Genomic DNA, 25773 nt, shown 5'->3' on the forward strand with positions numbered 1-25773 from the left:
TCAGGAGGTCGCGGGGCGCCAGGTGAAGAGGACGAACACCACCAGGAGGGTGGTCATGAGGGCGTCTCCGACGTGCAGGAGGTACAGCCCCACGGGGTACGACTCGTGCAGGACGGAACCGGCGATCATCATGGCCTGGAACCCGAGCCACACCAGGAGTCCGAGCCCCAGGGCCTGGCGCCGCGTGCGGATCTGGAGCCGGTTCAGCAGCACGGCCATGACCAGCACCTCTATGAGATTCCTCCCGAACTGCCCCGCGAGCTCCCAGGGCTGCGGCGCGGCGGTGGGCACGCCGCGCAACGACGCCCACACCCCGCCGAAAACCATGTAGTAGACGGAGCTCGCGACGAGCGTCACCACCGCCGCGGCCCCTACGGCCCAGTAGTTGATTCTGTTCATGCCGGTCATTCTGAGCAGCCGCGCAGGAGGCGAACAAAGGCTGTCTCCGCATGCCAGCGATGAGTCTGGCTCATGGATGGGGTGAGCGGTCCGCCGTTGTTCCAGCGCGGGCATCGGCGAACGATGAAGGGCATGAGGCTCTCAGATCCCCCTTGCCGCCCCGGCCGGCTCTGGTTGACGAACGCCCGGCTGTTCGACGGGACCGGCGGCCCCGTCCGCCCGGCCGCCGGGATCCTCGTCGAGGACGGCGTGGTCGAGCTGGTCGGACGGGCCGGCGACGGCGTGCCCGACGGGGCGGAGGTCGTCGACATGGGGGGCCGTACCGTCCTGCCCGGCCTGATCGACGCCCACGCGCACGTGTTCGCGACGCCGCCCGCGCCCGCCGAAGGGGCCGAGCCGCTGTGGCCGGACGTGACCGCGCACTTCCTGGCCGCGCGGTTGCGGGAGACGTTGCGGATGGGGTTCACGACGCTGCGCGACGTCGGCTCGTACGGCGACGCGGTGGTCACGGCCAGGCAGGCGATGCGGTACGGGGCCTTCCGCGGGCCGCGGCTGCTGACCTGCGGCCGGATCGTGTCGGCCACCGCGCCCGGCGGCCGGTTCTTCGACGGGATGTACCGGGAGGCGGACGGCCCGGACGAGGTGCGCAAGGCCGTGCGCGAGCAGGTGCGGCGGGGCGCCGACTTCATCAAGATCATGTCCACCGGGGCGCGCTCGGTCGAGCTGGAGGACCCCCGGCCCGCGCAGGTGACCGAAGAGGAGATGGCCGCGCTGGTGGACGAGGCGCACCGGCTCGGCTACCGGGTGGCGGCGCACGCGGAGGGGCTGCCCGGCACGGAGCTGTCGATCAGGCACGGCGTGGACACCGTCGAGCACGGCATGTACCTCCACCGGCGTCCGGACCTCCTGGACATGATGGCCGCGGCCGGGCAGATCCTCGTGCCGACGCTGTCGTGCTACTACGGCGTCGCGGGTCTCTCCGAGGATGATTCGCATGGGGGGTGGACGCCGCCGCTGGTGGAGCTCGCCGAGCACAACCTGGCCGAGGCCGGCCGTACGCTCGCGGCTGCCCGTGCGGCCGGCGTGCCGATCGCGCTCGGCCACGACTGGCAGCCGTTCTCCGACGCCGCCGTCGAGGTCGTACGCATGGTCCGACACGGCATGAGCCCCGCCGGGACGCTGGTCGCGGCGACCGCCACGGCGGCCCGCGCCCTCGGGCTGGACGAGCGCCTGGGCACCGTCGAACCCGGCAAGCTCGCGGACCTGGTCGTGGTGGACGGCGACCCGCTGGCCGATCCGGCGGTGCTGTGTGACCGTACGCGGATCTGGCTGGTGCTTCAGCTTGGCGAGCCCGTGGCCGGCCAGGCGCTGGAGGCCCCGCTGAGCCGCCCGGCCACCTCGGCGAACGCGCGGACCGCCGTCGTCTCCCGCTCGGCCGCCCACACCAGCGCGCTCTCCAACGGCGGCAACCCGCGCAGCGGGATCACCGACACCCCGGGATGGGTGTAGTAGTCGGACAGCGAGGCCACCGTCGGATGGACGATCTCGCCGCGGGCCACCAGCGACAGCACCTCGATCATCCGGCCCTCCCGGTGGCGGCGGCCGATCGGGCGCCCCGCCGGGGTCAGCGGCGGGTAGAGCGCCTCCAGCGTCTCGGCCGGCACCATTCCCTCGGCGTCGATCACGTGGTGGTCGCCGAGGTCCTCCACGGTCGCGTAGCCGCGCTCGGCCAGCGGATGCCCGGCCCGCACCACCAGCGCGCGGTCGTCGCGCATGAGGACGGGGCCGACGACCAGGTCGGGGCGGCGGATCGGCAGCCAGTGGGCGACGGCGTCCAGTTCGGCGCGGCGCAGCCGGCCCAGCGCCTCGCCGGGGAACGCCTCGTACACCACGACGTCGCAGCCCGGGTGGGCCGTGGTGAACGCCCGTACGATCTCCGAGAACGCCGGGCCGCCCGCGGCGAAGTTGAGCAGGCTGACCCGCAGCTCACCGGTGATCCCCGACGCGATCTCCCGGGCCTCCGCCAGCGCCAGGTGGATCTGCTCGAACCCCGGCCGCAGCCGGTCGCGCAGCCGCTCGCCCAGCGGGGTCAGCCGCACGCGGCGGGAGGAGCGCTCGAACAGCCGGCCGCCCACGCGCGTCTCCATGGCGCGGATGGTCTGGCTCACGCGCGACTGGGACAGGTACATCCGCTCGGCGGCCCGGCCGAAATGCAGCTCCTCGGCCAGGGTCAGAAAGATCTCGATCTCCCGGAGCTCCACCGCTTCCCTCCGTCCTCCCAGGGAGGACCAGACTAGGGGTGCCCGGCATCCCCGCCTAGCGGCGGCTGTTGAGAGAGCGCGTTCTCATCATTTTCGACATTTACAAAGGGCTCCTCCCATGCCTGGAGGAGCCCTTTGCCGGTCTTGTCTAGGCGCGGGTCCACTTCTGGTTGGCGCTGCCCGCGCAGTCCCAGATCTGCAGCCGGGTGCCGTTGGCCGAGCTGGCGCCGGTCGCGTCGAGGCACCTGCCGGACTGGGGATTGACGATCCGGCCGGTGCCGGAGTCGTAGGTCCATCGCTGGGCGCCGGTGCCGTTGCAGTCGTACAGCTGCACCTTCGCGCCGTTGGCCGTGGCGCCGTCGGTGACGTCCATGCACTTGCCGAGCGCGCGTACCGAGCCGTCGGCGTTCCACGTCCAGCTCTGGGCCGCGGTGTCGTTGCAGTCGTACAGCTGGACGGCGGTGCCGTTGGCCGTGGCGGCGCCGGCCACGTCGACGCACTTGCCGCCGATGCCGGTGATCCGGCCGCCGGAGCCGCTGGTGGGCGGGGCGTAGACGCGGACGTAGTCCACGGACATGGTCTGCGGGAAGGTCGTGGTGCCGTCGGGGTAGCCGGGCCAGTAGCCGCCGACCGCCACGTTCATGATCATGAAGAACGGATGGTCGAAGACCCACCGGTTGCCGCCGAGGTCGGCGGGCGTCCGGCGCTGGTATTCGACGCCGTCGACGTACCAGATGATCAGGTTCGGGGACCAGTCGACGGCGAAGGTGTGGAACGCGTCGGCGAACGCGCCGCTGATCGAGTAGGGGGCGCCGATGCCTCCGGAGCCGAAGTAGCCGGGGCCGTGGATGGTGCCGTGCACGGTGCTGGGCTCGCGGCCGATGTTCTCCATGATGTCGATCTCGCCGCTGTCGGGCCAGCCGACCGGCCCGATGTTGTCGCCGAGCATCCAGAAGGCCGGCCAGATGCCCTGGCCGCGGGGCAGTTTCATGCGCGCCTCGAACCGCCCGTACGCCCTGGTGAAGGTGGCGGCGGTGAGCAGGCGGGCGGAGGTGTACTGGCAGGTGCCGTAGTGGCACTGGTAGTTGGCCGGGTTCTCGCGGCGGGCGGTGATCACGAGGTTGCCGGCGCCGTCCATGGCGGCGTTGCGGGTGCTGTTGGTGTAGTACTGCTGCTCGTTGTTGCCCCAGCCGCTGCCGCCGATGTCGAAGCGCCACTTCGACTGGTCGACGGCACTGCCTGCGGCCCCGTTGAACTCGTCGGACCAGACCAGCGGCCCGGGGGCGGGGGCGGCGCCGGCGGTGCCCGCCAGGGGGGCGAGCAGCGCGACGAGAACGGCGCCGACGGTGAATAACGCTCTGAAATGGGGGGTGCGGACCATACTGATTACCTCATCGGATCCACGGCTTTCGCTTTACGGAAACAATCCGGCAACATCACATCCATTGTCAAGAGAGCGCTCTCTCTTGTGGACAGGACTTTTGGTCAGCCGTTCTCGAGGGTGAGCAGGCCGCGCCGGAAGGCGACGGCGACCGCCGCCGCGCGGTCGTTGACGCCGAGCTTCGTGTAGATGTGCAGCACGTGGCTCTTCACCGTGGCCTCGCTGATGAACAGGCGCGTGGCGACCTCGCGGTTGGTGGCTCCGTCGGCGATGAGCTGGAGGACCTCCAGCTCACGGGCGCTCAGCGGGTCGGCGGGCGCGCGGACCTGGCCGAGGAGCCGGGTGGCGACCGACGGGGAGAGCACGGCCTCGCCCCGCGCCGCCGTACGGACCGCGCGGACGAGCTCGTCGCGGGCGGTGTCCTTGAGGAGATAGCCGGTGGCTCCGGCCTCGATGGCGGGCAGGACGTCCCGGTCGGTGTCGTAGGTGGTGAGCACGAGGACGCGGGCCGCGATGCCCAGCCTGGCGAGCTCCTTGATGGCCGCGACGCCGTCCATCCTGGGCATGCGGAGGTCCATGAGGATCACGTCGGGGTTCAGCGCCCGCGCCAGCTCGACGGCCTGGGCCCCGTCTCCGGCCTCGCCGAGCACCTCGAAGTCGGGGTCGCCGGCGAACATGCCGCGGATGCCGTCACGGACGATGGGATGATCGTCGGCGATCAGCAATCGGATCACAGTCTCAGCCATGCGCCACCGCCGGGACGCTCGCGGAGATCGCGGTGCCGGAGCCGGGCTCGGACTCGATCTCCAGCGTGCCCGCCACGCGGCTCACCCGCTTCCGCATCGAAGTCAGCCCGAAGCCGCCGCCGTCACTGACCCGCTCGGGATCGAACCCGGCGCCGTCGTCGCGCACGTCCAGGGTGACCACATCCTCCATGTACGACAGGGTCAGCCCGACCCGCGACGCGCCGGCGTGCTTGGCCGCGTTGGCCAGGGCCTCCTGCGCGGTGCGGAGCAGCGTCTCCTCGACCTCGGGATGCATGGGACGGACCGTACCAGTGATGGTGAGATCCGCCCGTACGCCATTCAGCTCACCCCACTGCGTGACGACCTCCGCCAGCGCGTCAGGCAGCGGCGCCGCCTCCAGCTGCCCCGGCCCCACCGCGTGCACGGAGCGCCGGGCCTCGGCCAGGCTCTCGCGCGCCAGCCGGATCGCGTTGTCCACGTGACGCCGCCAGTCCTCGGTCCGGTGCGCCGCCTGGAGCTGCGTGATGATGCCGGTGAGGCCCTGGGCGAGCGTGTCGTGGATCTCCGCCGCCATGCGCTGCCGTTCGTCGAGAACGCCTGCCTCGCGGGCCTGGACCAGCAACTGGGCGTGCAGCCCGGCGTTCTCCCTCATGGTCGCTTCGAGCTGCGCCACCATCCGCTTGCGCTCGGCGCTCCGCTCTGCCGTGATCTCGCCGACAAAGCTGAACAGGCCCACCAGGGCCACGATGGCGGCGGTGAAGAACAGATAGCTGAGGACCCCGGTCGGGGTGGGATCGGGCAGACCGCCATTGTAGGTCGCGACGCTGATCGCCGCCGTGGCGGTCACCCCGGCGAACCGCCACTTCCCTTTCAGGTACTGCCACGAGTGGATGTATCCAGCGAAACCGAAGAAGCTCGCGAACCACACCCCCTGCGTACAGAGCGCTCCGATCAGCACGACCAGCCCGGCCACGTACACCACGCCCCGGGGCACCAGCCACATCCAGACGGCCGCGAGCGCCGCCAGAGCGAGCATGACCCACGACGTGCCGTCCATGAGCGTGGAGAGCACCGCGGAGGTCCCGAGCAGAACGTACGGAGCGGCCGCCATCTGGCGCTCCAGCAGCCGCTCCCATCGATCGAGCCGCCCGGTCATACCTCACTACTCCCAGCGGAAGAACTTGGCCGCAGCGATGCTCACGACCACAGCGTACGCGGCCATCACGGCGAGCAGCAGCGGGCTGGGAGCGCCGCCTTCCCAGACGTCCCGCAGGCTCTGCCGGAACGCGCCCAAAGGGGTGTACTCGCCGATGCGGGCCACGAAAGCGGGCATCTGATCCGCGGGCTGGATGAGTCCGGCGAGGTAGGCCATCGGGAAGTACAGCAGGACCCCGATCCCGTTCGCGCTTCGGCCGTTCTTGGCCAGGGCCGCGATGAGCAGGCCGATGGCGAACATGGCCGCCGTACCGACCAGGAAGACCAGCACACCGGGCAGCACCTGGGCGGGCAGGTGGGCTTTCAGCACGGTGCCGGCGACCGTCACCAGCAGGGCGCACGCGGTCATCGCGAGAACGAGCTGCAGGAGCAGTTGCACCACCAGCATGTTCACCGGGCGTACCGGCGTGATGGAGAGCCTGCGCAGGATGCCCCGTTCGCGGTAGGTGGCCATGGTGGTGGGCAGCATGTACAGGCCCACGAGCCCCACGGCGATCGCCAGCGCCATCGGCAGGAGCACCGTGTCGCCCGGCTCGATCGAGCTCCCGAAGACCACCATGATGAACAGCGGGATGAGCAGCGAGAACATCGCTCCGGGCTCGCGGGTCAGCAGCTTCAGTTCGACGATGGCGAGCTTGGTCATGATCTTCCTCCGTCAGTGGATCGGACATTCAGTCGTCAGCGGGTCACGCGTTCAGCAGCCCGGACACTCAGCAACTCGGACGCCAGCTGACCGGACATCAGGGTGCAGACGTCCGCGGGCCGGACATCCGAGAGACGAACGCCGGCGTCGGATATCCGGGAAGCGGACGCCATAGGGCCGAGCCCGACAAAACGGACCGGTCAGGGGTCGAGTCGAAAGAACGGCCGGTCAGGGCCCGAGTCAAACGAGCGGCCGGTCAGGGCGACAAACGCATCATCAAGGGTGCGCTTGTCGATGCGCAGATCACTGACCAGCACGTGGTGGCGAGCGAGCTGCGCGGTAACCGCCGTGGCGAAGTCACCCCTGCCCGTCACGACCACCCGATCCCCCGTCCTGATCACGCCGGTCACCCCAGGCACCCCACCCAGCTCGACCATGTCCCCCGCCATCAGCGTGAACCGCATCTGGTGCTCGGCATCGACCCCGTCGACCAGCCCCGCCGGGGTGTCGAGCGCGACCACCCGACCACGGTCGAAGACGGCGACGCGATCGCAGAGCTCCTCCACCTCATCCATGAAGTGGCTGACCAGCACCACCGTCACGCCGCTCGCCCGCACCCGCTTGATCAGCTCCCAGGTGGTACGGCGAGCCTGCGGATCAAGCCCCGTCGTCAGCTCGTCGAGGAACGCCACCCGCGGATTGCCCACCAGAGCCAGCGCGATGAACAACCGCTGCCTCTGCCCACCCGACAACTTCCCGAACCGGCCGTTGCGCTTGTCCGCCAGCCCCCACTCCTCCAGCAGCTCCCGCCAGTCGCGCGGCTCGGCGTAGAAGGAGGCGTACAGGTCGAGGGCCTCCCACACCTTGATGTTCTCCGGAAGCTGCGTGTGCTGGAGCTGCACCCCGATCTGCTCACGCACCCTGGGCCCGTCCTTGACCGGGTCGAGCCCGAGCACCTCGACCGACCCGCTGTCGGCCCGCCTCAGCCCCTCCACGCACTCCACGGTGGTGGTCTTCCCGGCGCCGTTCGGACCCAGGATGCCGAAGATCTCGCCCTCCTCCACGGAGAACGACACCCCATCCAGAACCGTCAGATCCGCGTACTTCTTGCGGAGGTCTGTGACCTCGATGACTGCCATGGCCCAAGCATCGTTTTCCCGCCCCGGGACCGAATCGATCTGCCGGCCATACTCACCGATGAATGCTGCTGACCCGAAAATCCACCGAACGGTTGATGCGCCCCGCCAGCCGAAGTAGGCCTCCCTCGCAGTACGAGCGCCATAAACACGAGAACGGCTTGAAGACGTAGATAAGCCCTATCCGGCCACCTGCCATGATGAGCAGTCGGCAAGCTGCGCGATCATGTGGTCATGGTCTTTGCCGCCCCTTCCGAGCGCCTCCCCGCAGCACCAGACCTGATCAAGGTGTGGTTCCAGTTCGTGCCTCGGCAAGGCTGGCTTCCCTACGACACCGAAGGGCTCTGGGCCATGCGCTTGAGCGGGGACACCGCCCGTGTGGCCAACGTCCCCTTCCTGCAGGACGGGGTCGCCGAGGGCGACATAGTGCGCTTCATCACCGACGACAAGGGTCTTCACTGGGCCTGTGAGCGGGTGGAAGCATCGGGCAACTGCACGATCCGAGTCCTACCCGTACCTGATGGACCGCTGGGGCGCAGCGCACAGGCTGTGCACGAGCAGTTGGCCTCGTTCGGCCTGGGCGGGGAGTCCTTCAGCTCAGAGCTTCCCCTGGTCGCCTTCACCGTTCCCGCCAACGCGGACCTTGGGCAGATCAAGGCGCTGCTGACACGCGGCCAAATGGATGGCTGGTGGCACTTCGAGGAGTCCTGCATCACCGACGCCTGGCGAAGCGCCTAACGGCCGGTTTGCTCACGGGCCTTGTCCAGATAAGTCAACGTTCCACAGCGCAGGCAGTTCGCTCCCGCAGAAGACGCAGACGAAGTCGTCCTCTCGCACGATGTTGCGCTCGCGACAGGCCGGACAGCGCCGGAACACCACCTGGTTCGTGAAACCGGTCGGATACCTCAGGCCGGCACGGTCCAGGGCCTGAGCGACCGCCGGCCATGAGCTCGTGTCCGGGCAGTACCCGGTCGAGTGATTACTGACCTCGCCGACCACCCAGCAGCCGTCCTCACGGCTGAACCCGATCTCGCCGGCGCTCAGTACCGGGCCGCCGGCGGCACACGCGACATGCTCGCTGCGGCGTGGCGCCAGCCGCAGTACGCCATCCGTGCCGACCACGAAGGTGCACGGCTCGGCCAGTTCCGCAGCCGATCTCTCCGCGACCCAGCCGGCGAAGTCAGTCCCTGAACGAATCGGGCGGCCTTCGCTGCCCGACCGGACCGCTGCTTTCACGTCGGCCGGTCCCACGTACCGATAGCTCCGCCCCCCGTCGTTCATACGAGCCAACCTAGGACAGGCCAGAAGGTGACCAGGATGAAAGGTCTCCGAGCGCAAGCCCTGAAAGCAAGCCTGCCGACCGCTCGCTTTTCAGCCGGAGCAAACGTCCTGTTCGACTGTTGGGAACCGTGGTCAGGCGTGTGGAAGGCCGCGGCAGCGATTCCCAGCCGCGACTACGAGAACCGAGACCGGCGGTCGTCACCGCCTCGCCGCTCAGGGATCTTCCCGGAGAACACCGCCAGCCTCGCCGTGCACGCCAGGGCCGGGTCCCCTTGGCCGGCGCTCGCGAACATATCTGCCGTCACCGCCTGAACGGAGGTGGCCCGGTCAGGGGCGTGGCCATGACCAGCGCGGAGCGGCGGGGGCCCGATTCAGGAAATACCTGACATTTTTGCTGAGATGGCCGGCGACTATCGAGTAGCACTAACAAAGGGATATGCAGAGGGAAAAAGGTGTCAATCGCCGCTTGTGGCTCCAGTGGACGGAAACCGAACCCCCCGAAGAATAGTCTGCCGGGCGCACTCGAACGAGACTCGCCCGATTCGGAGAAATGCTCAAATTTCGGGACTGTAGTACGTTCCGGGGGAGAATATGCCTAAGTTTCCTAGTATTGTCTGGTTCCTTGCGGTCGGTGCCGCGCTGACTGGTGGGGTCATGCCTGCGGGCACTCCTGCCATCGCCGCATCCACCGTCACGAGCCACGCAACTCAGAATCCGGATCCGCTGGCCACCGTGCCGGCGCCGCGGGGTGATCGGACCGCCGCAGCGATGCGGGAGTACCTCGGGGACCTGGCCCGGAGGAAGCAGTTCACCGGCTCGGTGCTGGTGCTGCGGCGTGGGGAGGTGCTGGTGCGTACCGCTGCCGGCGCGGCCGACGCGGAGAGACACATCCCCAACCGGCCGGACACGATCTTCCGCATCGCCTCGGTCACCAAGGAGTTCACCTCGATGCTCGTCCTGAAGCTGCGCGACCGCGGGTTGCTCGGCCTGGACGACCCGATCTGCCGGTATCTCGTCCCGGCATACATCGAGACCTGCCCGCAGGCGTGGCGGCCCGTCACGATCCGCCAGATCCTCACGCACACCTCCGGCATCGTCAATATCCAGGACCTGCCGGGCTTCTATGCCATGCTCTCGCAACCGACCACGACCCGGGAGCTCATCCAGCGGTTCGTGCACAGGCCGCTGGACTTCAAGCCCGGGACCAACTGGAAGTACAGCAACGGCGGCTACGTCCTGGCAGGGGCGATCATCCAGGCGGTGGCCCGCAAGCCGTACGGCACCGTACTGCGTGAAGAGATCACCGGCCCGCTGCACCTCCGGCACACCGGCTACAGCAGGGGCAATCCGCCCCCCGGATACGCGAAGGGCTACTTCACGGTCGGATCGCCGGCCCCGCCCACCAACGGCTCCCAGGCGTTCTCCGCGACCGGCATCTACGCCACCGTCGACGACATCGCCCGCTGGGACCGGTCGTTCGGCGCGCATCTGGTGGCGCCGCCCGCCACCGTCAAGCAGGCGTTCACGCCGCAGGCGCCGTGTCCCCCCAACGGCTGCCTCAACCTGCCGTCGAAGGCGTACGCCTTCGGCTGGGCCGTCGACCGGCTCCACGGGCACCGGCTCCGCTACCACCACGGACTTCTCCAGGGCTACGCGGCGATGAACATGTACCTGCCCGATGACGACATCGAGGTAGTCGTGCTCAGCAACGTGCAGGACACCGACACTTACGGCATCGGCCGCCGGCTCGCCACGATGGCCCTCGAGTCTTCGAACGCGGGACGGTCCTCGTGACGATGGGAAGCCCGGCGATGGCGTGGGGGTGCTGATCGGACGCTGCGGTGCCGTTATCGCCTGAGCAAGAAACCTTGGAAACGAGCTGAGGCGCCGCCCTCTGAGGGTGGCGCCCATTCCGGAAGCTACCAACGCCTCTCCGGCACCGTCCACGATCGCCGGCGCCACAGTGGCCGACGTTGCTGTCAGCGGCTACTCGGGATGGTCCCGCAGCCATGCTTCGGCTTTGACGAAGGCGAAGTGCTCCGCCGAGACACCTGCGCCGCCGTGGGAGCGCCGTCGCGGATCGACTCCATCGGCGAGGAGGAGCGCCGTCAGGCCGACATGAAGACGATCACCTGCGTGCACGTGGCCGTCTCCTCATGAACACTCGCGCCTTCATCGAGAAGCTCCTGGAGTCTCCGCATCCTCCGACTCGACAGCGAGATGCGCGGGACTCATGTCCTGGTCCATCGCCCGACGACGTTGCTGTCGCCAACACAAAAACGCCCCGGAGCGATAATCGCTTCGGGGCATCTTGGCTGTTCAAAGATGGTGGTCAGGGGCAGGGTCGAACTGCCGACCTTCCGCTTTTCAGGCAAGCCGAGCACCCGCTCTCGCTGGGCTCTGGACGGCGCTGACCAGGCTCAGCCATCCCCAAGCGTCCGTCAACGTCCGCGATCGTCTGCCGCGGTTGTCACTCAGTTTGTCACTCAGTCACTCCACCAAAGAGGGTAAGCATTCACCGTCTGACGTTCCGGAGCCGGTCGTACCGTTGCACACCTCTGATCGATCACACAGCGCGATCAACAACCCGAAACGTACAGGCCGTGAATGCTGCCCCATGGTGACCAGCTTGCCGTGTCACCGCGACACCCTCGCCTCTATTTCAGCGTTTCGTAAATCCCCTTCGCCGTCATAGACGGCACCGGCCGACCGGACGCCGCCTCATCGGCGAAATCAAACCTGCTCAGCTCCGCAGTTCCCGTCCCCGCCTGGTAAGACAGCAGATAACACTTACCGTACAGCTCGAACGGAGCGAGCGTCGTCCACCCCGTCGCCCAGTTCTGCTGCCACACATTGCTGTACGAGCCGTCCTCGCCGAACTTGTCAAGACTCGCTTCGCCCGACCCGTTCTTGTACGACAGGAGGTAATACTCGCCGTACGCCTTGAAGGGGACGAGTGTCGTCCACCCCGTCGTCCACCCCTGCTGCCATATCCCGCTGTATGAGCCGTCCTTGTGGAACTTGCTGAGGTCCGCGTTTCCCGACCCGTTCTTGTACGACAGGAGGTACGGCTCGCCGTATAGCTCGAACGGAGTGAGTGTCGTCCACCCCGTCGTCCACCCCTGCTGCCACACCCCGCTGTATGAGCCGTCCCTGCCGAACTTGTCAAGACTCGCTTCGCCCGACCCGTTCTTGTACGACAGGAGGTAATACTCGCCGTACGCCTTGAAGGGGACGAGTGTCGTCCACCCCGTCGTCCACCCCTGCTGCCATATCCCGCTGTATGAGCCGTCCTTGTGGAATTTACTGAGGTCCGCGTTTCCCGACCCGTTCTTGTACGACAGGAGGTACGGCTCGCCGTATAGCTCGAACGGAGTGAGTGTCGTCCACCCCGTCGTCCACCCCTGCTGCCATATCCCGCTGTATGAGCCGTCCCTGCCGAACTTGTCAAGACTCGCTTCGCCCGACCCGTTCTTGTACGACAGGAGATAATACTCGCCGTATAGCTCAAACGGAGTGAGCGTTGTCCAGCCTATCGTCCACTGTTCTTCCCAAACTTGGGTTATTTGCATAATGGGAGTTTTACTTGATGGTCGGACGGGTGTCAACCGGCATGAGCGATCGGCATGATCCGCCTTTCCCGGTCGAGTGAATCCGATGTAAGCATTCACGTCGTGCACAGGCCCGCGGAGGAGGTCTGTGACTCCCCAACGCCACCCGGCCGTGCTCACCAGTTATGATCACGACCGGGTGGCCTGACAGCAGTCTTGCAGGCTCCCCAGGTCACAGCAGGTGACCTGGGCCCAGTGCAGACACGAGTTTCGGTCAGGACATTCGGGGGATGAGTCCGGCGGTCGCGGCGGCCCGCCAGGGCCGAACCAGCTGTAACACCAGGGCGCCCCCCAGGGTGTTACAGCCGGTCTTCCGCGCGCAGCGCGCTCAGAAGGGCGTGCGAAGCACCATTGACTGGTCGGAGCGTAGTCCGCTTCCCTGGGATCGCGACTTGGGAGCGGCTGTTGAGGTCGTCACCGTCTCATAGAGATAACAGGGACAGCCCTCCAGAAGGTCTGCCCCTTGTCTTGGACTGCGTTCGTACTGGTCACAACAGACTCAGGGACAGTAGGGACGGCAGGGACACTGACTGTCGAAGTCGCATGTGACCCAACTAAGTGACCGCCGGCGCCCAAGTCGTGCTCACCAGTTGTGAACACGACTGGGTGGCACCGCCGCTCACCGCGGCACGCTAGGCAGCTCAGCCGTGCCGACGTTTGTTACGCGGTTATGGTGAGCAGGTCGAGACAGTCCTCGGCGGTCACCGCGCAGGACCCATATCGATGGTGTAACTGATCTCGTAAGCCCACTCAACTACTCCCCCTTCGGCGAGGTTCGGATTGTTGTCTCCGAACTTCCACGTGAACTCGTAGCGCCCATCCGGATAATCGGCTACAGACACCCTCTTATACAGTATCCCGAGGACCTCATCCTTATCGAGGCTCGCCCGAGCCCTGACCAGCGCTGCCGGTGTGGCGGCGAGAATCGCCCCGGCAACCGCGCCCTTGGCGACGTGTCTTCTGGGCAGTGGATCGATCGCATGGTAGATGTCGTCCGCCAGCGCCCCCATCAACGCCAAGTATGTGTCTTTGTTGTCTTGGAAGTCACTTTCATTGGGGTCCGTGCTGCGGACGACTAGGCCAAATTCGAGGACGTCATCGACACTGAGTTCGCCCCGGAAGATCACGCCCTTGTCTTCCGAGATCATCTTTTTCTGGCGGCTGTGGATCTCGACCGGCCCGATCACACGCGGGTCGAAATAGCCGGACCCGGGCTCCATGGCCACTGCGCCAGCGAAGTAGACATTATCGGTGCCGGTCATGTCTAGGGTGTCGCCGCAGTACATACTCGTCAGCCTGATGACGACCCACTTCTGATAGCCGTTCGACTCTGCCATGAGTTCCTCCTGTCAAGAAATCGTCCGAAGCGTCTGCCTGCGGTCGGCCTCCCGTGGGCCCCATCCGGCGCTGAACCGTGCCCAGGCTGACCTGACGGGGACCGATGAAGCCGGACCCTCCGATTCCGCGAGCGGCAAGAGCCATTCTCCCGTAACCCAAGGGCTTACATGATCGTCCCCGGCGTGGCCGAGAATGGCAAGGAGTACCCAATCGATGACCTACCGAATCCCCTCGTTGGGGGCATAGCCCTGCGTGCTCACCTCTCGCAGGCAACAGATGCCGGGGCTGCCATCGCTCAGCTGGCGGCAGCCCGGCTGATCACCTCGTCACGGCAGCCGCGGGCAGCCTACTTGTCGGACATGGCTTACCGCCCTTCAAGCGGCTGACCAGCCCGAACGCTTGACAACCCCAAATAACCATCGCTGCCGTCACGCGCGGGGATTGCCCATCCCTTCCCTGAGCGTCTCCCTAAGGGCCCACGTACTTCATGCCATGAAGCTCCAGCACCTGGGCGGCTGCCAGCGTGCGAGGGTGGTACCGGGGCGTGTCCCATGGAACGAAGACGTTGTGTGCGGTCAGGATCGGTTCACGGAAGATTCCCGGCCGGTAGAGGTCAGCCAGGACGCCGACGGTCTCGACAGCCTTCACGGTGTACTGGGTGAAGTCCGCCCGGAGCATGGGGCATTGCTCCAGAGCTTTGGGGACACAGCTCCAGCACGTCGGCGGAGCGTTGGTCCGGCCGCTGTCCAGGCCGGTGCGCTCGAACACGGTCTTGGTCAGTAGCCACGGGATCAGGCGCGACTCCGGGTCTACCGCCGGACCGCCGCACACCTGGCAGAGCAGCTTGTTCATGCACCGCCACTGTCGCCGCGTGTTGAGCTTCCTCATGCGCTCGGAACCGCGCAGAGCGGGCTTGTCCAGCAGGTCGCGCACCCTGGCGCGGAGGACGCCTGACTCCCAGGACTTGGCGGCGGGAGGCCTGATCCAGTCGCCAGGGTGGGATGGCTGGTAGGCCAGGCGCAGTCGGCCCGCGCAGGGCTCGAAGGCGATCGGCTCTGTCACCAGTTCGTTGGCGAAGGCGATCGTGTACGGGATGGTCGTGTACCCGGTCATGGCTGAACTTCTCCGTGTGGAGTTGGTCACCGAGCGCTCATCATTGCGCTATTACGTAATAGCCTAAAGGTGCAGAAGCGCTATAGCGCGAGAATCATGGGGACGGTGCAGGTTGATCCGAACTCATTCACGCCGCTCTATCGGCAGGTGGCCGACCTTCTGCGTGCCCAGATCGAGGGAGGCGCGCTACAGCCTGGAGACAAGCTCAAGAACGAAGACGCCCTGGCCGAGGAGTTCGGCACCGGCAAGGCTACTGTTCGCCAGGCGTTGCGGTTGTTGCGTGCCGAAGGGCTCATCGACACGGAGAACCGGCGGGGAAGCACCATACGGACGCCGCCGGAGCTCACGGTGGTGAGCCTGGAGAAGCCAGCGCGGATCACGGCCCGGATGCCGACTGTCGCGGAGCGCACAACCCTGGGCCTCCCCGAAGGTGAACCTGTACTGGTCGTCACCTACACCGACGGCCGCACCGTGGTCCTTGCGCGGTCGGCGATCGATGCTGGTCCGGCCATGAACGATCACGTCGACGAATGAGGCCCTGAGATGCCTTGAGGAGCTGACATCCCGCACGAGGGACCTCGCCAGATGGACTCTCATGCGCGCCCAGGCTTGGTCAGTGCATCCGCCAGCTCTTCGATACTGGTCACAAGGAGATCGGCTCCTGCATCACCCAGACGGTCGAGCTTCCCCGGCCGGTTGGCGAAGCCGACGGCGACCACACCAGCCAGCTTGGACGCCTCGACGTCCGTCACCGAGTCCCCGACGAGCAAGGCGGACGACGGCTCCGCATCGAGGTGGCTGAGGGCCTGTTCGAGCAGGTAAGGGCTCGGCTTCATGAGCGAGGGGTCCGCCGCCGCTCGCGCCGAGACGTACTGCACCAGGCCGCCAAATCCCTCGCGATCCAGAAAGGCCGTCACCGCGGCCACCGAGTTGTTACTGACGATGGCCACGAGCAGGCCCTTGTCGTGCGCCCGCTCCATCAGATCCGCCGCGCCCGGAGTAGGGCGAGCTGTCCCGGCCGCCTTCACTTCCAGGTCCATGAGCGCCCTCAGAGCAAGCTGATTCAGCTCGTCGCCGAGGGAAGCGCTGAGCCGGAACACCTCCAGAGGGTCATCCGTAGCGCGAGCCTGCGCCGGGAGCTTCGCGCCAGCCTCCTCCAGCGTGGCGCGGAGGCTGGCCGCGACGGTGGACGCCGGCAGTCCTGCGAAGATGTCGCAGACCGGCCCGTCGAAGTCGAGCAGGAGGCACCGCGCCTCACCCATGACGGCCCGTACGGCGTCAGGGCCCGAGAGCGCCATCACGACACCTCGTGCCCGACGCTGTTCCACACCGCGTCGAACCACACGGAGGACTGCTGCACGTACTGGGCCGACGTCGAATCGGGACCGTCGCTCAGCGCGAAGTGGAACAGCTCGGTGTCCTTGCCCATCAGGTCGTACATCGTGACCGGCGCCCCGCCCAGCGCCACGGTGTGCTCCGCCACGGCGTAGTAGCCGAAGAACGCCTCTTCCCCGTTGATCACGTACATCTTGAACCGGGGCGGTTCCCCGCTGATCCGAACGTCGGCGGACGCATGCGGCACCAGGCCGAGGTCTCTCAGCTCGTGGACCGAGTCCACGATGGCCTGAGCATGCCGGGAGATGATCTTCTCGGCGCGCTGTCTGAACAGCGGTTCATCCTCCCCGTTGTCGGTCCTGCAAGGGAGAGACCACGGCCGGCCGGTGTCGGGGAGGAGGAGCCGGATGGAGATGCGTTCCGGAGTAAGGCGGCCCGCCCGGATGTTGTCGAGCGCTTCCATCACCGCCCCGTGCAGCGTCTCTCCGGAGAACCCGGCGAAGTCGATGGAGACCTCCGGCCGTTTGAATGCTTCCTCGATGTGAGGTCGCAGGCCGACGGGGCGGGCGGTCTTCTCGCGGACGAACACGCCGCTTCCCTGCCGGGAAACGATCAGGCCCTCTTCCCGGAGTAGGCGGATGGCTTGCTGGATCGTCTGGCGCGCAACGCCGAAGGTCTTGGCGAGTTCCGGCCCGGAGGGGAGCTTCTCCCCTGGCGCGAACTTTCTCGTGAGGATGGCCGCTCTGAGCTGCGTCGCGACCTGCTGAAAGGGCGGACGAGGGTCGTCCGGATCGAGTCTCATGCCTCGATCGTAGCGGCACCTGAACAACTTTGCTAGGCAAGTTAGGCATGACGCTTGACATGACTAGCCAGCCCATCCAACATGATGCTTGTACAACCTGCCTAGCCAACCTGGTCAGGCGGGGAGTGTGACGGGCGACTTGGTGCTCTACCTGGCCAAATCGCTCCATTGCGCAGCCGGAAGACCTGGGAAGGCGCCGACATCGGCGCACGCCGACGGGCTGGAGCACTCGCGCATTTGAGAACTGAATCCGGGCTACCGCCTCCCACCGAAAAGGCGGCCCACGCAGGGACATCTGCCCTGCTGCACATCCGCTGATCCATCAAGCACCGGGGCGGCCCTCATCCGCCAAGACACGAGCCGCCCCGGTTCCTCCTCAAGAGAGGTGTTCTCATCATGACCCACGACGTGCAGTTCTTCTGCGTCGTCTGCGAGGGAGTCGAGGAGTGCCCGTCCGGCGCTGAGCCTCCCATCCCGCCTGTCTGTCCTACCTGCGCTCGGCTGACGCTCGCCGACCTCCTGAACGGTCTGGCGGTGCGGGCATGAATCGTTCCGCCGACCCGCTGGGCGCGGTGTTGGCCGCCGGTCCCGCCTGCGGCCCGGACACCGCCGACCTGTTCATCGGCATCGACGAAGAGACCTTCGACGAGTGCCAGGAGCGCGAACGGCACGCCAAGGCCATCTGCCGCCGCTGCCCGGCCCTGGTGGAGTGCCTGGCCTACTCGCTGGTGCTCGACCCGAGCGACGGCGTCTGGGCTGGGCTGAGCCCCGAGGACCGCAACGGCATCACGGCTGAGGCGGTGGCGTGATGGCCGGCCGCTTCCAGTGCTCCGACTGCACCCGCCGTTCCCAGAGTCCGTACGGCTGCCGCCACTGCGGCACCGCTGCGGCCCTTCAGGTGCAGCTCTGCCGTACCCACGGCCCGCGCACGCACGGCGGCTGCCTGGTCTGCCGCACTCTCGCCCGCTCCCAGGCCAGCCGCTGAAAGGAACGACCCGTCATGAGCATCATCGGCAATCCCGACCCGTCCCACGAGCCGACTCCTGAGGAGATGGCCAGCGCGCTGGCCGACCTGGAAGCGCTCGCCAACCAGAGCTCGGTCACCGTCTCGCCGCCCCGGCCGCCGGCGACCGGTGAGACCAAGCGCGTGCGAAAGCTACGCGCCGAGGTGGCCGAAGCGCATCTACTGGCCGACCTCCAGGACGACGACGCCCCGCTGCTGCTGGACACGCCCAAGGTGCGCAAGCGCCGCAAAGCCGCCCAGCAGGCCGCGCGGCTGCACGCCCTGGCTCAAGACCCTGAGATGCGCGCCTGGCAGGCCGCCCGGATGCGGCGCCTGCTGGTCACCGCCGCACTCGTCTCGCTCACACTCGCGCTGGCCTGGTCAACCGCGGGTGTGCAGCACTTCGCGGCCGACGGTGCCGCGCCCTGGTCCCCGGCCTGGATCTTCGCCTGGCTGGTCGAACCGTTCCTGTCCCTGGCCCTGCTGGTCGTGGTGGGCGCACGCGCCTATCTCGGCACGCGCGGCCAACCGCTCGACGACCCCAAGCTCGTACGGATCGAGTGGCTGTTCCTGGCGCTCACGCTCGCCATGAACGCCTGGCCGTACCTGCCGCTGGTGGCCGCCGACTTCTCACTGTCCCGGCTCGTCCTGCACGTCCTGGGGCCGATCGTCTCGGTGGCGGTCGTCACCGCACTGCCCATCATCCTGGCCGCGTTCTCCGGCCTTGATCACAGCTCGTCCGGTACCCCTACCACGCCTTCGTACAGGGTGAACGCCGCGACGCTCGACAAGCTGACCATCAAGGCTCGCCGCCTGATCGTCACCGGACAGCTCTCCGTCGACTCCGGCGCGGACAAGTTCCGCCGCGCCCTGGGATGCGGCATGGACACCGCCCGAGCCGTCCGCGATGCCCTGCGCAGCAACCCCGCCTGAAAGGAGGAATGCCGTGCTGAACATCGCCGTCGTCGTCACGGCCAGTTGCCTGGCCATCCCGGTGGCCACCTTCATCCGCATGTTGGTGACCGGCCCGCGCACGCGGGCTCAGATCCACATGGCTTTCCAGACCCTTTCGACCAACACGCAGGGCGCGACCTCATCCGCCAAGACTCCGGTCGCGCCCCGCAACCCCGCCCTTAGCAACGGCAACGAGGTGCCTTCATCATGACCCAGAACCCGCACGAACCGGAAAACCAGCCCAGCGACGCTCCGGCGACTGGTCTGAACGGTTTCCGCTTCGCGGGCCAGCCCGACCCGGAGGCCGAAGACAACAGTGGCCAGGTCGTGCCGCTGGACAGCCGCCGCAAGGTGCGCCCGTCCAGCGACATCGAGCCTGCTGAGGAGGACGACTTCTTCGATCACGAGACCGTCGCCACCGAAGACCGGACCCTTGGCGGTCCCGTAGACCCGCCGGACGATGACGTGACGTACGTGACCCGGAAGGTCCAGCGCCGGGCACCCATCGTCCCTGCCGCGCTTCGTACCTGGCGCGGCATCCGCGCGATGATCGCCTGGCAGGCCAGAGACGCCAGTTATGTGATCGGCTACCACGCCGTGCGTTCGCCGAAGTACGCGGCCAAGACGCTCTGGTACGCCGTCCCCGGCCTGTTCGGCACCCTTGGCCGCCTGCTGCACTGGGCCACGGCCGAAGAGGGCAACTGGGCTCTGCGCCAGTATGCCGCCGACCGGAACGACCCCGAGACCTGGCTGAAGCTCGACAAGCAGCGCCAGCGACAGTCCCGGTGGCGCTGGTTCGTGCTCGCCGGAGGCGGCATCGTGGCCGCTGTCGGGCTGCTCGTGTTCGCCCTGGCCGACCTGCCGACGTGGGTACGGTGGGCGGCCCTGGCCGCCGTGCTGCCGGTGCTCGCACGGGCCGGTCGCCCGGCGGACGCACCCATCACGGACCGCGTCTCCGAGGGACCGCGCTACCGCAAGCTCACCGCCGAGTTGGTCCGCCGCGCTCTGCTGCACTGCGGCATCGCCGGGATCAACCAGGCCGTTAGCAAGGACCCGAACGCCATCAGCTTCCCGCAGGAGATCCACCGCGACGGCCCCGGCCACCTGGCCATCATCGACCTACCCTACGGGGTGGAAGCCGCCGACGTGGTGGCCAGGCGCGGTCGCCTGGCGTCCGCTATGCGCCTGCCAACGGATCAGGTCTGGCCCGAGCCCGGTGTCGGCCACCCCGGTCGCCTGGCGCTCTGGGTCGGCTACCAGCCCGCGTCCGAGATGAAGCAGCCCGCCTGGCCGCTGCTGCGTGACGGCAAGGTGGACGTCTTCAAGCCCTTCCCGTTCGCCACCACCCCGCGCATGGAGACCGTCAACGCCTCCCTGATGTTCCGTAACTGGCTCGTGGGCGGCCAGCCTGGGTCCGGCAAGACGTTCGCGTTGCGCCTGGCCGTGCTGGCTGCCGCTCTCGACCCGCGCGCCGAGCTGCGCATCTACGAGCTCAAGGGCGTCGGCGACTTCAAGGTCCTGGAGCCGGTCTGCACCGAGTACGGCAACGGCTTCGACGACGAGACCAAGGCGCGCTGCGCGGGCATGATCCGCTGGCTGTACAAGGAGTGCGAGCGCCGGTCGAAGCGCATCGCGCACAACGCCGCGCTGGGCAAGGCCCCGGAGAACAAAGTCACTCCGGAACTGGCCAGCCTCAAGGGATCGGGGCTGCACCCCCTGATCGTCGCCATCGACGAGATCCAGGAGCTGTTCCTCGACCCCAAGCACGGCAAGGAAGCCGGTGACGTCTGCGAGAAGGTCATCAAGCTTGGCCGCGCCCTGGGCGTGATCCTGCTGATCGGCACCCAGATCCCGGACAAGGACAGCCTGCCGACCGGCATCACCCGCAACGTCAACACCCGCTACTGCATGTCGGTGGCCGACCAGGTCGCCAACGACATGATCCTGGGCACCTCGATGTACAAGAACGGCTACCGCGCCACCGTTTTCCAGCCGGTCGTCGAGGCCGGATGGGGCATCCTGGCCGGTCTGGGCACCCCGGCCGCCCGCCGCTCGTACGAGGTGAACTCTGACGACGCTCAGAAGGTCGTCACCCGCGCCATCGCGCTCCGCACCGCCGCCGGGACGCTGCCCGAACCCGACACCCAGACCCGCCAGGACGCGCCCGCGTACGACCTGCTGGCCGACCTGGCGAAGGTCTGGCCCGCCGGGGAGAACGGTGCCTGGAACGAGACCCTGTGCGGCTATCTGAGCGAGCTGCGGCCCGACGCCTACAACGGCTGGGCCTCCGAACAGCTCACGACCGCGCTCAAGCCGTACGGCGTGACGGTCGCTTCCATCGGCCGCCGGATCGACGGCAAGCCTGTCACCCGGCGTGGCATTCGCTTCGACGATCTGGCCGACGTCATCGCGGAGCGTAACCGACGGAACGGCTCTGGCTGACCGTCCGGAGGGTGCTAGCGCTAGCTGCTCACCCTGCTAGCGCTAGCACCTGCGCTAGCACCCAAAAACCTGGACTGATCAGGCCGCTAGCGCGCTAGCGGCCCTATCCGACGACACCCAAAAACTGGCCCTGGAGGCTGTCATGGACCCCGTCGCCTTCCTCGCTATCACCACCGCGACCCTGGTCGCGTTCGTCACCTTCCGTTACTCCATCGCTTGCTGGATCCGCCCGTTCGGCACCTGCCGTAAGTGCCACGGCAAGCGCCTCTTGCCCAACCGCATCGGCCGCGGCGCCCATGAGTGCCGCCGCTGCCAGGGCACCGGCCTGCGGCTCCGCTGGGGACGCCACGCCTACAACTTCGCCCGCCGCCTCTACACCGACGGCACCCGATGACCATCCACGAACAGGAGAGCGCCATGACCGTTGACCCGATCCGCTACGCCCTGGCCGCCGCCGCTCGTGGCTGGCACGTCTTCCCGCTCGCTCCGGGCGGGAAGGAGCCACCCCGCGGCTTCACCCGCTGGGAAGAGCGTGCCACCGTACGACCCGACATCATCCATGCCACCTGGCGCAAGCCGTACAACGTGGGGGTGGCCTGCGGCCCTTCGGGGCTCGTGGTCATCGACCTCGATCTGCCGAAGCCCGGCCAAACGCCGCCGCCGGAATGGGATCGGCCCGGCATCCACGACGGTGCTGATGTGCTCGCGGCCCTGTGCGCCGCGCAGGGGCAGGAACTGCCCCTGGAGACCTTCCAGGTGCGGACCCGGCGCGGCGGCCTGCATCTCTACTTCAGTGCCCCGGCTGACGTGCTTCTGGCCAACACCCAAGGCGCGCTGGGCTGGCTGATCGACACGCGAGCAGTCGGCGGCTACGTCGTCGGTCCCGGTAGCCACGTTCACGCCAGCGACGGCCACGGCTCGTACGAGGTGATTCACTCCTCGCCCGTCGCTCCGCTGCCTTCCTGGCTAGCGGAGCTGCTGCGGCCCAAGCCGCTACCCGCGCAGCGACCTGTCTCGATTACTCTGGCCGCCGACCGTCACGGCTCCTATCTACGCGCGGCGATCGCCAGCGAGTTGGAACGGGTAACCAGCTCCCCGCCGAATGGGCACAACACCGCGCTCTATCGCGCGTCCGTCGCGCTCGGACAGCTCGTGGCCGGCGGCGAGCTGCCCGAGGCCGACGTCACAGGCTGGCTGGCCAACGCCGCTCAGCAGGTCGGCCAGCCCTACGGCGCGGCCATGCGCACCATCGCCAGCGGACTACGGGCAGGTGCGCGCCGCCCGCGAACGGTGGCCGCATGACGAGCGAGCGCCCATCTCATCTGCGCCTGGTCGCGGGTGATGCGGTCCACGTGCCCGGCGACGAAGGAGCCTCGCCGACGCCGTTCCGCACCTCGTGGACCGCTGACGAGCTGATGTCCGTGACCTTCCCGCCGACCAAGTGGGCCGTGCCCGGCGTCATCGCCGAAGGGCTCAACCTGCTGGCCGGTCCGCCCAAGGTCGGCAAGTCCTGGCTGTCACTCGCCACGGCCGTCGCCGTCGCCGGAGGAGGGAAAGCCCTGGAAGCCATAGAAGTAGAGCCCGGCCCGGTGCTGTACCTGGCGCTGGAGGACACGCCGCGCCGTCTCCAATCCCGCATGGGCAAGATCTTGGGAGACAAACCCGCACCACGCGGCCTGACCTTGGCCACCGCGTGCGAGACCCTCCCAAGAGGCGGAGACCAGGCCATCGCCCGATGGCTGGAACGCAACCCCGGCGCGCGCATGGTCGTCATCGACGTGTTCGCCAAGATCCGGGGCACCACCCCGCCCGGCCTGTCCGCCTACGACGCCGACTACACCGCCATGAGCCGAGCCAAGAACCTGGCCGACACCTACGGCGTGGCCGTCGTCCTGGTCCATCACGTCCGCAAGATGGGCTCCGACGACTTCCTGGAACAGGTCTCCGGCACCAACGGCCTGGCCGGTGCCGCCGACGCCACCTTGGTGCTGAAGCGCCAACGCGGAACCGCCGACGGGGTACTGCACGTCACCGGCCGCGACGTCGAAGAGGCCGAATACGCCATGGCCTTCCAGCCCGCCGCCGGGGTGTGGCACCTGCTGGACGGCCCGCCGGAGGATCACACGCTGGGGGAGACCCGCGCGGCCATCGTCCGCTACGTCCGCGCCAACCCGAACAGCACGCCCAAGGCCATCGCCGACGGCACCGGCCTGTCCTACGAGAACGTCCGCAAGACGTGCCCGCGCATGGCCACCGACGGCCAGCTCTGCGTGGACGCAGCCGGACGCTACCGCCTTCCAGGGACAGAGTCCCCCGGAAGGGTCCCTGCTGTCCCCGCCGTCCCTGAGTCGCTTCTGAACAGTGCAAATGCAGCCGATCAAGAGGGACATCTCACCGCGCCCAGTGTCCCTGCTGTCCCTGGTGAGGAGAGCCGCCTATGAGCCCCGTCGCGCTCAACGACACCCAGCTCTACCGCGTGAGCGACGCCATGTGCCTGCTGCGCATGAGCCGGACCGTCATCTACGAGCAGATCCGCACCGGCCGCCTTCGGTCGGTCAAGCAGGGCCGCGCCCGCCTGATCACCGCCAATGCCATCCGCGCCTACATCGCCCTCCTAGAGAAGGAAGCAGAGGAAGCAGCCTGATGACCAAGCGACGCAGCAGAGGAGACGGCGGCCTCCACTGGGACGACAAGCGCCAGCGCTGGATCGCCACCGCGAGTCTCGGCTACGCCCCGGACGGCAAGCGCATCATCAAGCGTGGCAGCGGTAAGACCAAGACTGAGGCCAAGACCAAGCTCAAGGAGGTGCTACGCGATTACGAAGACGGCCTGGTGATCGCCTCAACGGACAGCACCGTCAAGGACGCCGTGACGTACTGGCTGACCAACGGGCTGAAGGGCCGCTCTGAGAAGACGATCAAGACCTACACCTGGTACGCGAATACGCACGTGATCCCGTCGCTCGGCGCTCGCAAACTTCGGGACCTGTCAGTGGAAGACGTCGACCGCTGGCTGTCGAGCAAGACCGGAATTCTCGGTACCCGATCGCTCAAGCTCATTCACAACATCCTTGATCGCTCCGTACGCAACGCCATGCGCCGGGACGTGGTCAAGCGGAACGTCGTGGAGCTGTGCGAGGTCCCCGTAGGCAGGCCCGGCAGACCGTCCAAGGCACTCACGCTCGACCAGGCCGAAGCGGTGCTCAAGGCTGCCGAGACAGCGACGTGCCGCATGCGCGCCTACGTCGTGGTCTCCCTACTCACAGGCGCTCGAACGGAAGAGCTCAGGGACCTTCGGTGGAATCACGTCGTGGCATACGACGCCACCCGAAAGTCCTGGCAGGCCGTAACCGACGTTGGCTGGGAGCATGACCAGTTCGCCCTCTACGTGTGGCGTTCGGTGCGGAAGTCCGGCGATACCAAGACCGTCAAATCGCGCCGTTCCCTGCGGATTCCGGTTCGCTGCGTGACAGCACTCAAGGCGCTGCTCGACGAGCGTGCCAATGGCGAGAGCGTCGGCAAGTTCAGCGAGAGTCGAGTATTCGGCACCAGGAACGAGACCGCCATGACTGCGGAGAACGTTCGGCGGGATGTTCGAATTGCTCTCAAGAGCGCCGAAGGCATCGACCCGGCGGAATGGACACCCCGGGAACTGCGGCACAGCTTCGTCTCGCTGCTCTCAGCTCATGACGTCCCGATCGAGCACATCTCACGGCTGGTCGGTCACACGAACACCCTCGTGACCGAGGTGGTCTACCGCAAGCAGATCCGACCCGTCATGCAGGAAGGCGCGACGGTGATGGACGAGATCTTCCCGCTCGCTCCGGAACCGTAGTCACGCACTTAGACACGCAGACACAAATATGCCCCGTCCATGTGATCATGGGCGGGGCATTCCTGCTGGTAAATAATGGTGGTCAGGGGCAGGGTCGAACTGCCGACCTTCCGCTTTTCAGGCGGACGCTCGTACCAACTGAGCTACCTGACCCAGAGCGGTCCTGACGGGACTTGAACCCGCGACCTCCACCTTGACAGGGTGGCGAGCACTCCAAACTGCTCTACAGGACCTTGCGTTTCTTGCTGTTCTTGCCGTTTGCGCTCGTTTAGCTTACCA

Annotated in this window: 26 protein-coding genes, 3 tRNA genes and 1 pseudogene; 14 read left to right on the plus strand and 16 right to left on the minus strand. The window is 67.4% G+C overall.

All coding sequences use genetic code 11. The features are described from left to right. Complete coding sequence (locus tag ACIBI9_RS50370; protein WP_397234168.1) at positions 1–399, minus strand: DUF1761 domain-containing protein; 399 nt, start codon at positions 397–399, stop codon at positions 1–3. 309 nt (positions 400–708) lie between these two features. On the opposite strand from ACIBI9_RS50370, the pseudogene ACIBI9_RS50375 reads away from it, so the two are divergent. Continuing rightward, positions 709–1725, plus strand: a pseudogene (locus ACIBI9_RS50375) (amidohydrolase family protein); the annotation flags it as partial. A gap of 11 nt (positions 1726–1736) precedes the next feature. On the opposite strand, the gene ACIBI9_RS50380 reads toward ACIBI9_RS50375, so the two are convergent. The 6 genes from ACIBI9_RS50380 to ACIBI9_RS50405 form a co-directional block, all read right to left on the minus strand. Then, complete coding sequence (locus ACIBI9_RS50380; RefSeq protein WP_397234170.1) at positions 1737–2660, minus strand: LysR family transcriptional regulator; 924 nt, start codon at positions 2658–2660, stop codon at positions 1737–1739. A gap of 148 nt (positions 2661–2808) precedes the next feature. Beyond that, the gene (locus tag ACIBI9_RS50385) at positions 2809–4041 is read right to left on the minus strand and encodes an RICIN domain-containing protein (RefSeq protein WP_397234172.1); all 1233 of its coding nucleotides are present in this window, start codon (positions 4039–4041) and stop codon (positions 2809–2811) included. Between the two features lie 104 nt (positions 4042–4145). After that, entirely contained in the window at positions 4146–4787 is a 642-nt protein-coding gene (locus ACIBI9_RS50390) for a response regulator (RefSeq protein WP_397234173.1), read from the minus strand. Beyond that, a complete protein-coding gene (locus ACIBI9_RS50395) occupies positions 4780–5943 on the minus strand; it encodes a sensor histidine kinase (protein ID WP_397234175.1) in 1164 nt (387 codons plus the stop codon). The genes ACIBI9_RS50390 and ACIBI9_RS50395 overlap by 8 nt, the downstream gene beginning before the upstream one ends. Positions 5944–5949: 6 nt before the next feature. Next, positions 5950–6645 (minus strand): ABC transporter permease, encoded by a 696-nt coding sequence (locus ACIBI9_RS50400; protein ID WP_397234177.1) that lies wholly within the window; start codon positions 6643–6645, stop codon positions 5950–5952. Positions 6646–6845: 200 nt separating this feature from the next. After that, positions 6846–7784: an ABC transporter ATP-binding protein gene (locus tag ACIBI9_RS50405; protein ID WP_397234179.1), complete on the minus strand. Its 939-nt coding sequence runs from the start codon at positions 7782–7784 to the stop codon at positions 6846–6848. A gap of 231 nt (positions 7785–8015) precedes the next feature. Here ACIBI9_RS50405 and ACIBI9_RS50410 point away from each other — a divergent pair, with 231 nt between their 5' ends. Then, complete coding sequence (locus ACIBI9_RS50410; RefSeq protein ID WP_397234181.1) at positions 8016–8519, plus strand: DUF4265 domain-containing protein; 504 nt, start codon at positions 8016–8018, stop codon at positions 8517–8519. A gap of 12 nt (positions 8520–8531) precedes the next feature. Here the strand turns inward: ACIBI9_RS50410 and ACIBI9_RS50415 are convergent, their stop codons facing one another. After that, entirely contained in the window at positions 8532–9062 is a 531-nt protein-coding gene (locus tag ACIBI9_RS50415) for a hypothetical protein (RefSeq protein WP_397234183.1), read from the minus strand. A 768-nt stretch (positions 9063–9830) separates the two neighbouring features. On the opposite strand from ACIBI9_RS50415, the gene ACIBI9_RS50420 reads away from it, so the two are divergent. Beyond that, the gene (locus ACIBI9_RS50420) at positions 9831–10856 is read left to right on the plus strand and encodes a serine hydrolase domain-containing protein (protein ID WP_397234185.1); all 1026 of its coding nucleotides are present in this window, start codon (positions 9831–9833) and stop codon (positions 10854–10856) included. A 240-nt stretch (positions 10857–11096) separates the two neighbouring features. After that, entirely contained in the window at positions 11097–11222 is a 126-nt protein-coding gene (locus ACIBI9_RS50425) for a hypothetical protein (protein ID WP_397234187.1), read from the plus strand. A 166-nt stretch (positions 11223–11388) separates the two neighbouring features. On the opposite strand, the gene ACIBI9_RS50430 is transcribed toward ACIBI9_RS50425, so the two are convergent. From ACIBI9_RS50430 to ACIBI9_RS50445, 4 genes are all read right to left on the minus strand, one after another. After that, positions 11389–11456 (minus strand) — tRNA-Phe (locus ACIBI9_RS50430). Between the two features lie 263 nt (positions 11457–11719). Beyond that, positions 11720–12634, minus strand: a complete 915-nt coding sequence (locus tag ACIBI9_RS50435; protein ID WP_397234188.1) for a hypothetical protein — start codon at positions 12632–12634, stop codon at positions 11720–11722. Between the two features lie 740 nt (positions 12635–13374). Continuing rightward, a complete protein-coding gene (locus tag ACIBI9_RS50440; RefSeq protein WP_397234190.1) occupies positions 13375–14010 on the minus strand; it encodes a hypothetical protein in 636 nt (211 codons plus the stop codon). A 469-nt stretch (positions 14011–14479) separates the two neighbouring features. Next, positions 14480–15124: a hypothetical protein gene (locus ACIBI9_RS50445; RefSeq protein WP_397234192.1), complete on the minus strand. Its 645-nt coding sequence runs from the start codon at positions 15122–15124 to the stop codon at positions 14480–14482. A 69-nt stretch (positions 15125–15193) separates the two neighbouring features. Here ACIBI9_RS50445 and ACIBI9_RS50450 point away from each other — a divergent pair, with 69 nt between their 5' ends. Beyond that, positions 15194–15658: a GntR family transcriptional regulator gene (locus tag ACIBI9_RS50450; RefSeq protein WP_397234194.1), complete on the plus strand. Its 465-nt coding sequence runs from the start codon at positions 15194–15196 to the stop codon at positions 15656–15658. Positions 15659–15717: 59 nt separating this feature from the next. Here the strand turns inward: ACIBI9_RS50450 and ACIBI9_RS50455 are convergent, their stop codons facing one another. Together ACIBI9_RS50455 and ACIBI9_RS50460 are read right to left on the minus strand one after the other, a co-directional pair. Beyond that, on the minus strand, positions 15718–16422 hold the full coding sequence (locus ACIBI9_RS50455; protein WP_397234196.1) for an HAD family hydrolase: 705 nt from the start codon (positions 16420–16422) through the stop codon (positions 15718–15720). Then, entirely contained in the window at positions 16422–17261 is an 840-nt protein-coding gene (locus ACIBI9_RS50460) for a GntR family transcriptional regulator (protein WP_397234198.1), read from the minus strand. Before ACIBI9_RS50460 ends, ACIBI9_RS50455 begins: the two co-directional genes overlap by 1 nt. A 542-nt stretch (positions 17262–17803) precedes the next feature. Here ACIBI9_RS50460 and ACIBI9_RS50465 point away from each other — a divergent pair. From ACIBI9_RS50465 to xerC, 9 genes are all read left to right on the plus strand, one after another. Further along, entirely contained in the window at positions 17804–18070 is a 267-nt protein-coding gene (locus tag ACIBI9_RS50465; RefSeq protein ID WP_397234200.1) for a WhiB family transcriptional regulator, read from the plus strand. A gap of 191 nt (positions 18071–18261) precedes the next feature. Beyond that, on the plus strand, positions 18262–19197 hold the full coding sequence (locus ACIBI9_RS50470) for a hypothetical protein (protein WP_397234202.1): 936 nt from the start codon (positions 18262–18264) through the stop codon (positions 19195–19197). Between the two features lie 13 nt (positions 19198–19210). After that, positions 19211–19429 carry a hypothetical protein gene (locus ACIBI9_RS50475; RefSeq protein WP_397234204.1) on the plus strand — a complete coding sequence of 73 codons (219 nt, stop codon included), beginning with the start codon at positions 19211–19213 and terminating at the stop codon, positions 19427–19429. Continuing rightward, on the plus strand, positions 19426–21660 hold the full coding sequence (locus ACIBI9_RS50480) for a cell division protein FtsK (protein WP_397234206.1): 2235 nt from the start codon (positions 19426–19428) through the stop codon (positions 21658–21660). The genes ACIBI9_RS50475 and ACIBI9_RS50480 overlap by 4 nt, the downstream gene beginning before the upstream one ends. A gap of 142 nt (positions 21661–21802) precedes the next feature. Next, the gene (locus tag ACIBI9_RS50485; RefSeq protein WP_397234208.1) at positions 21803–22054 is read left to right on the plus strand and encodes a hypothetical protein; all 252 of its coding nucleotides are present in this window, start codon (positions 21803–21805) and stop codon (positions 22052–22054) included. Between the two features lie 23 nt (positions 22055–22077). Beyond that, the gene (locus ACIBI9_RS50490) at positions 22078–22962 is read left to right on the plus strand and encodes a bifunctional DNA primase/polymerase (protein WP_397234210.1); all 885 of its coding nucleotides are present in this window, start codon (positions 22078–22080) and stop codon (positions 22960–22962) included. After that, positions 22959–24101, plus strand: coding sequence for an AAA family ATPase (locus tag ACIBI9_RS50495; RefSeq protein ID WP_397234211.1), 1143 nt, complete (start codon positions 22959–22961; stop codon positions 24099–24101). The genes ACIBI9_RS50490 and ACIBI9_RS50495 overlap by 4 nt, the downstream gene beginning before the upstream one ends. Further along, positions 24098–24304 carry a helix-turn-helix domain-containing protein gene (locus tag ACIBI9_RS50500; RefSeq protein WP_397234213.1) on the plus strand — a complete coding sequence of 69 codons (207 nt, stop codon included), beginning with the start codon at positions 24098–24100 and terminating at the stop codon, positions 24302–24304. The genes ACIBI9_RS50495 and ACIBI9_RS50500 overlap by 4 nt, the downstream gene beginning before the upstream one ends. Further along, complete coding sequence (gene xerC / locus ACIBI9_RS50505) at positions 24304–25494, plus strand: tyrosine recombinase XerC (protein WP_397234215.1); 1191 nt, start codon at positions 24304–24306, stop codon at positions 25492–25494. The genes ACIBI9_RS50500 and xerC overlap by 1 nt, the downstream gene beginning before the upstream one ends. Positions 25495–25570: 76 nt before the next feature. On the opposite strand, the gene ACIBI9_RS50510 is transcribed toward xerC, so the two are convergent. Both ACIBI9_RS50510 and ACIBI9_RS50515 read right to left on the minus strand, forming a co-directional pair. Then, positions 25571–25647, minus strand: a tRNA-Phe gene (locus ACIBI9_RS50510). A gap of 5 nt (positions 25648–25652) precedes the next feature. Beyond that, positions 25653–25727: transfer RNA gene (locus ACIBI9_RS50515), tRNA-Asp, on the minus strand. Positions 25728–25773: the final 46 nt, after the last annotated feature.

The sequence above is a fragment of the Nonomuraea sp. NPDC050451 genome (assembly GCF_044458585.1).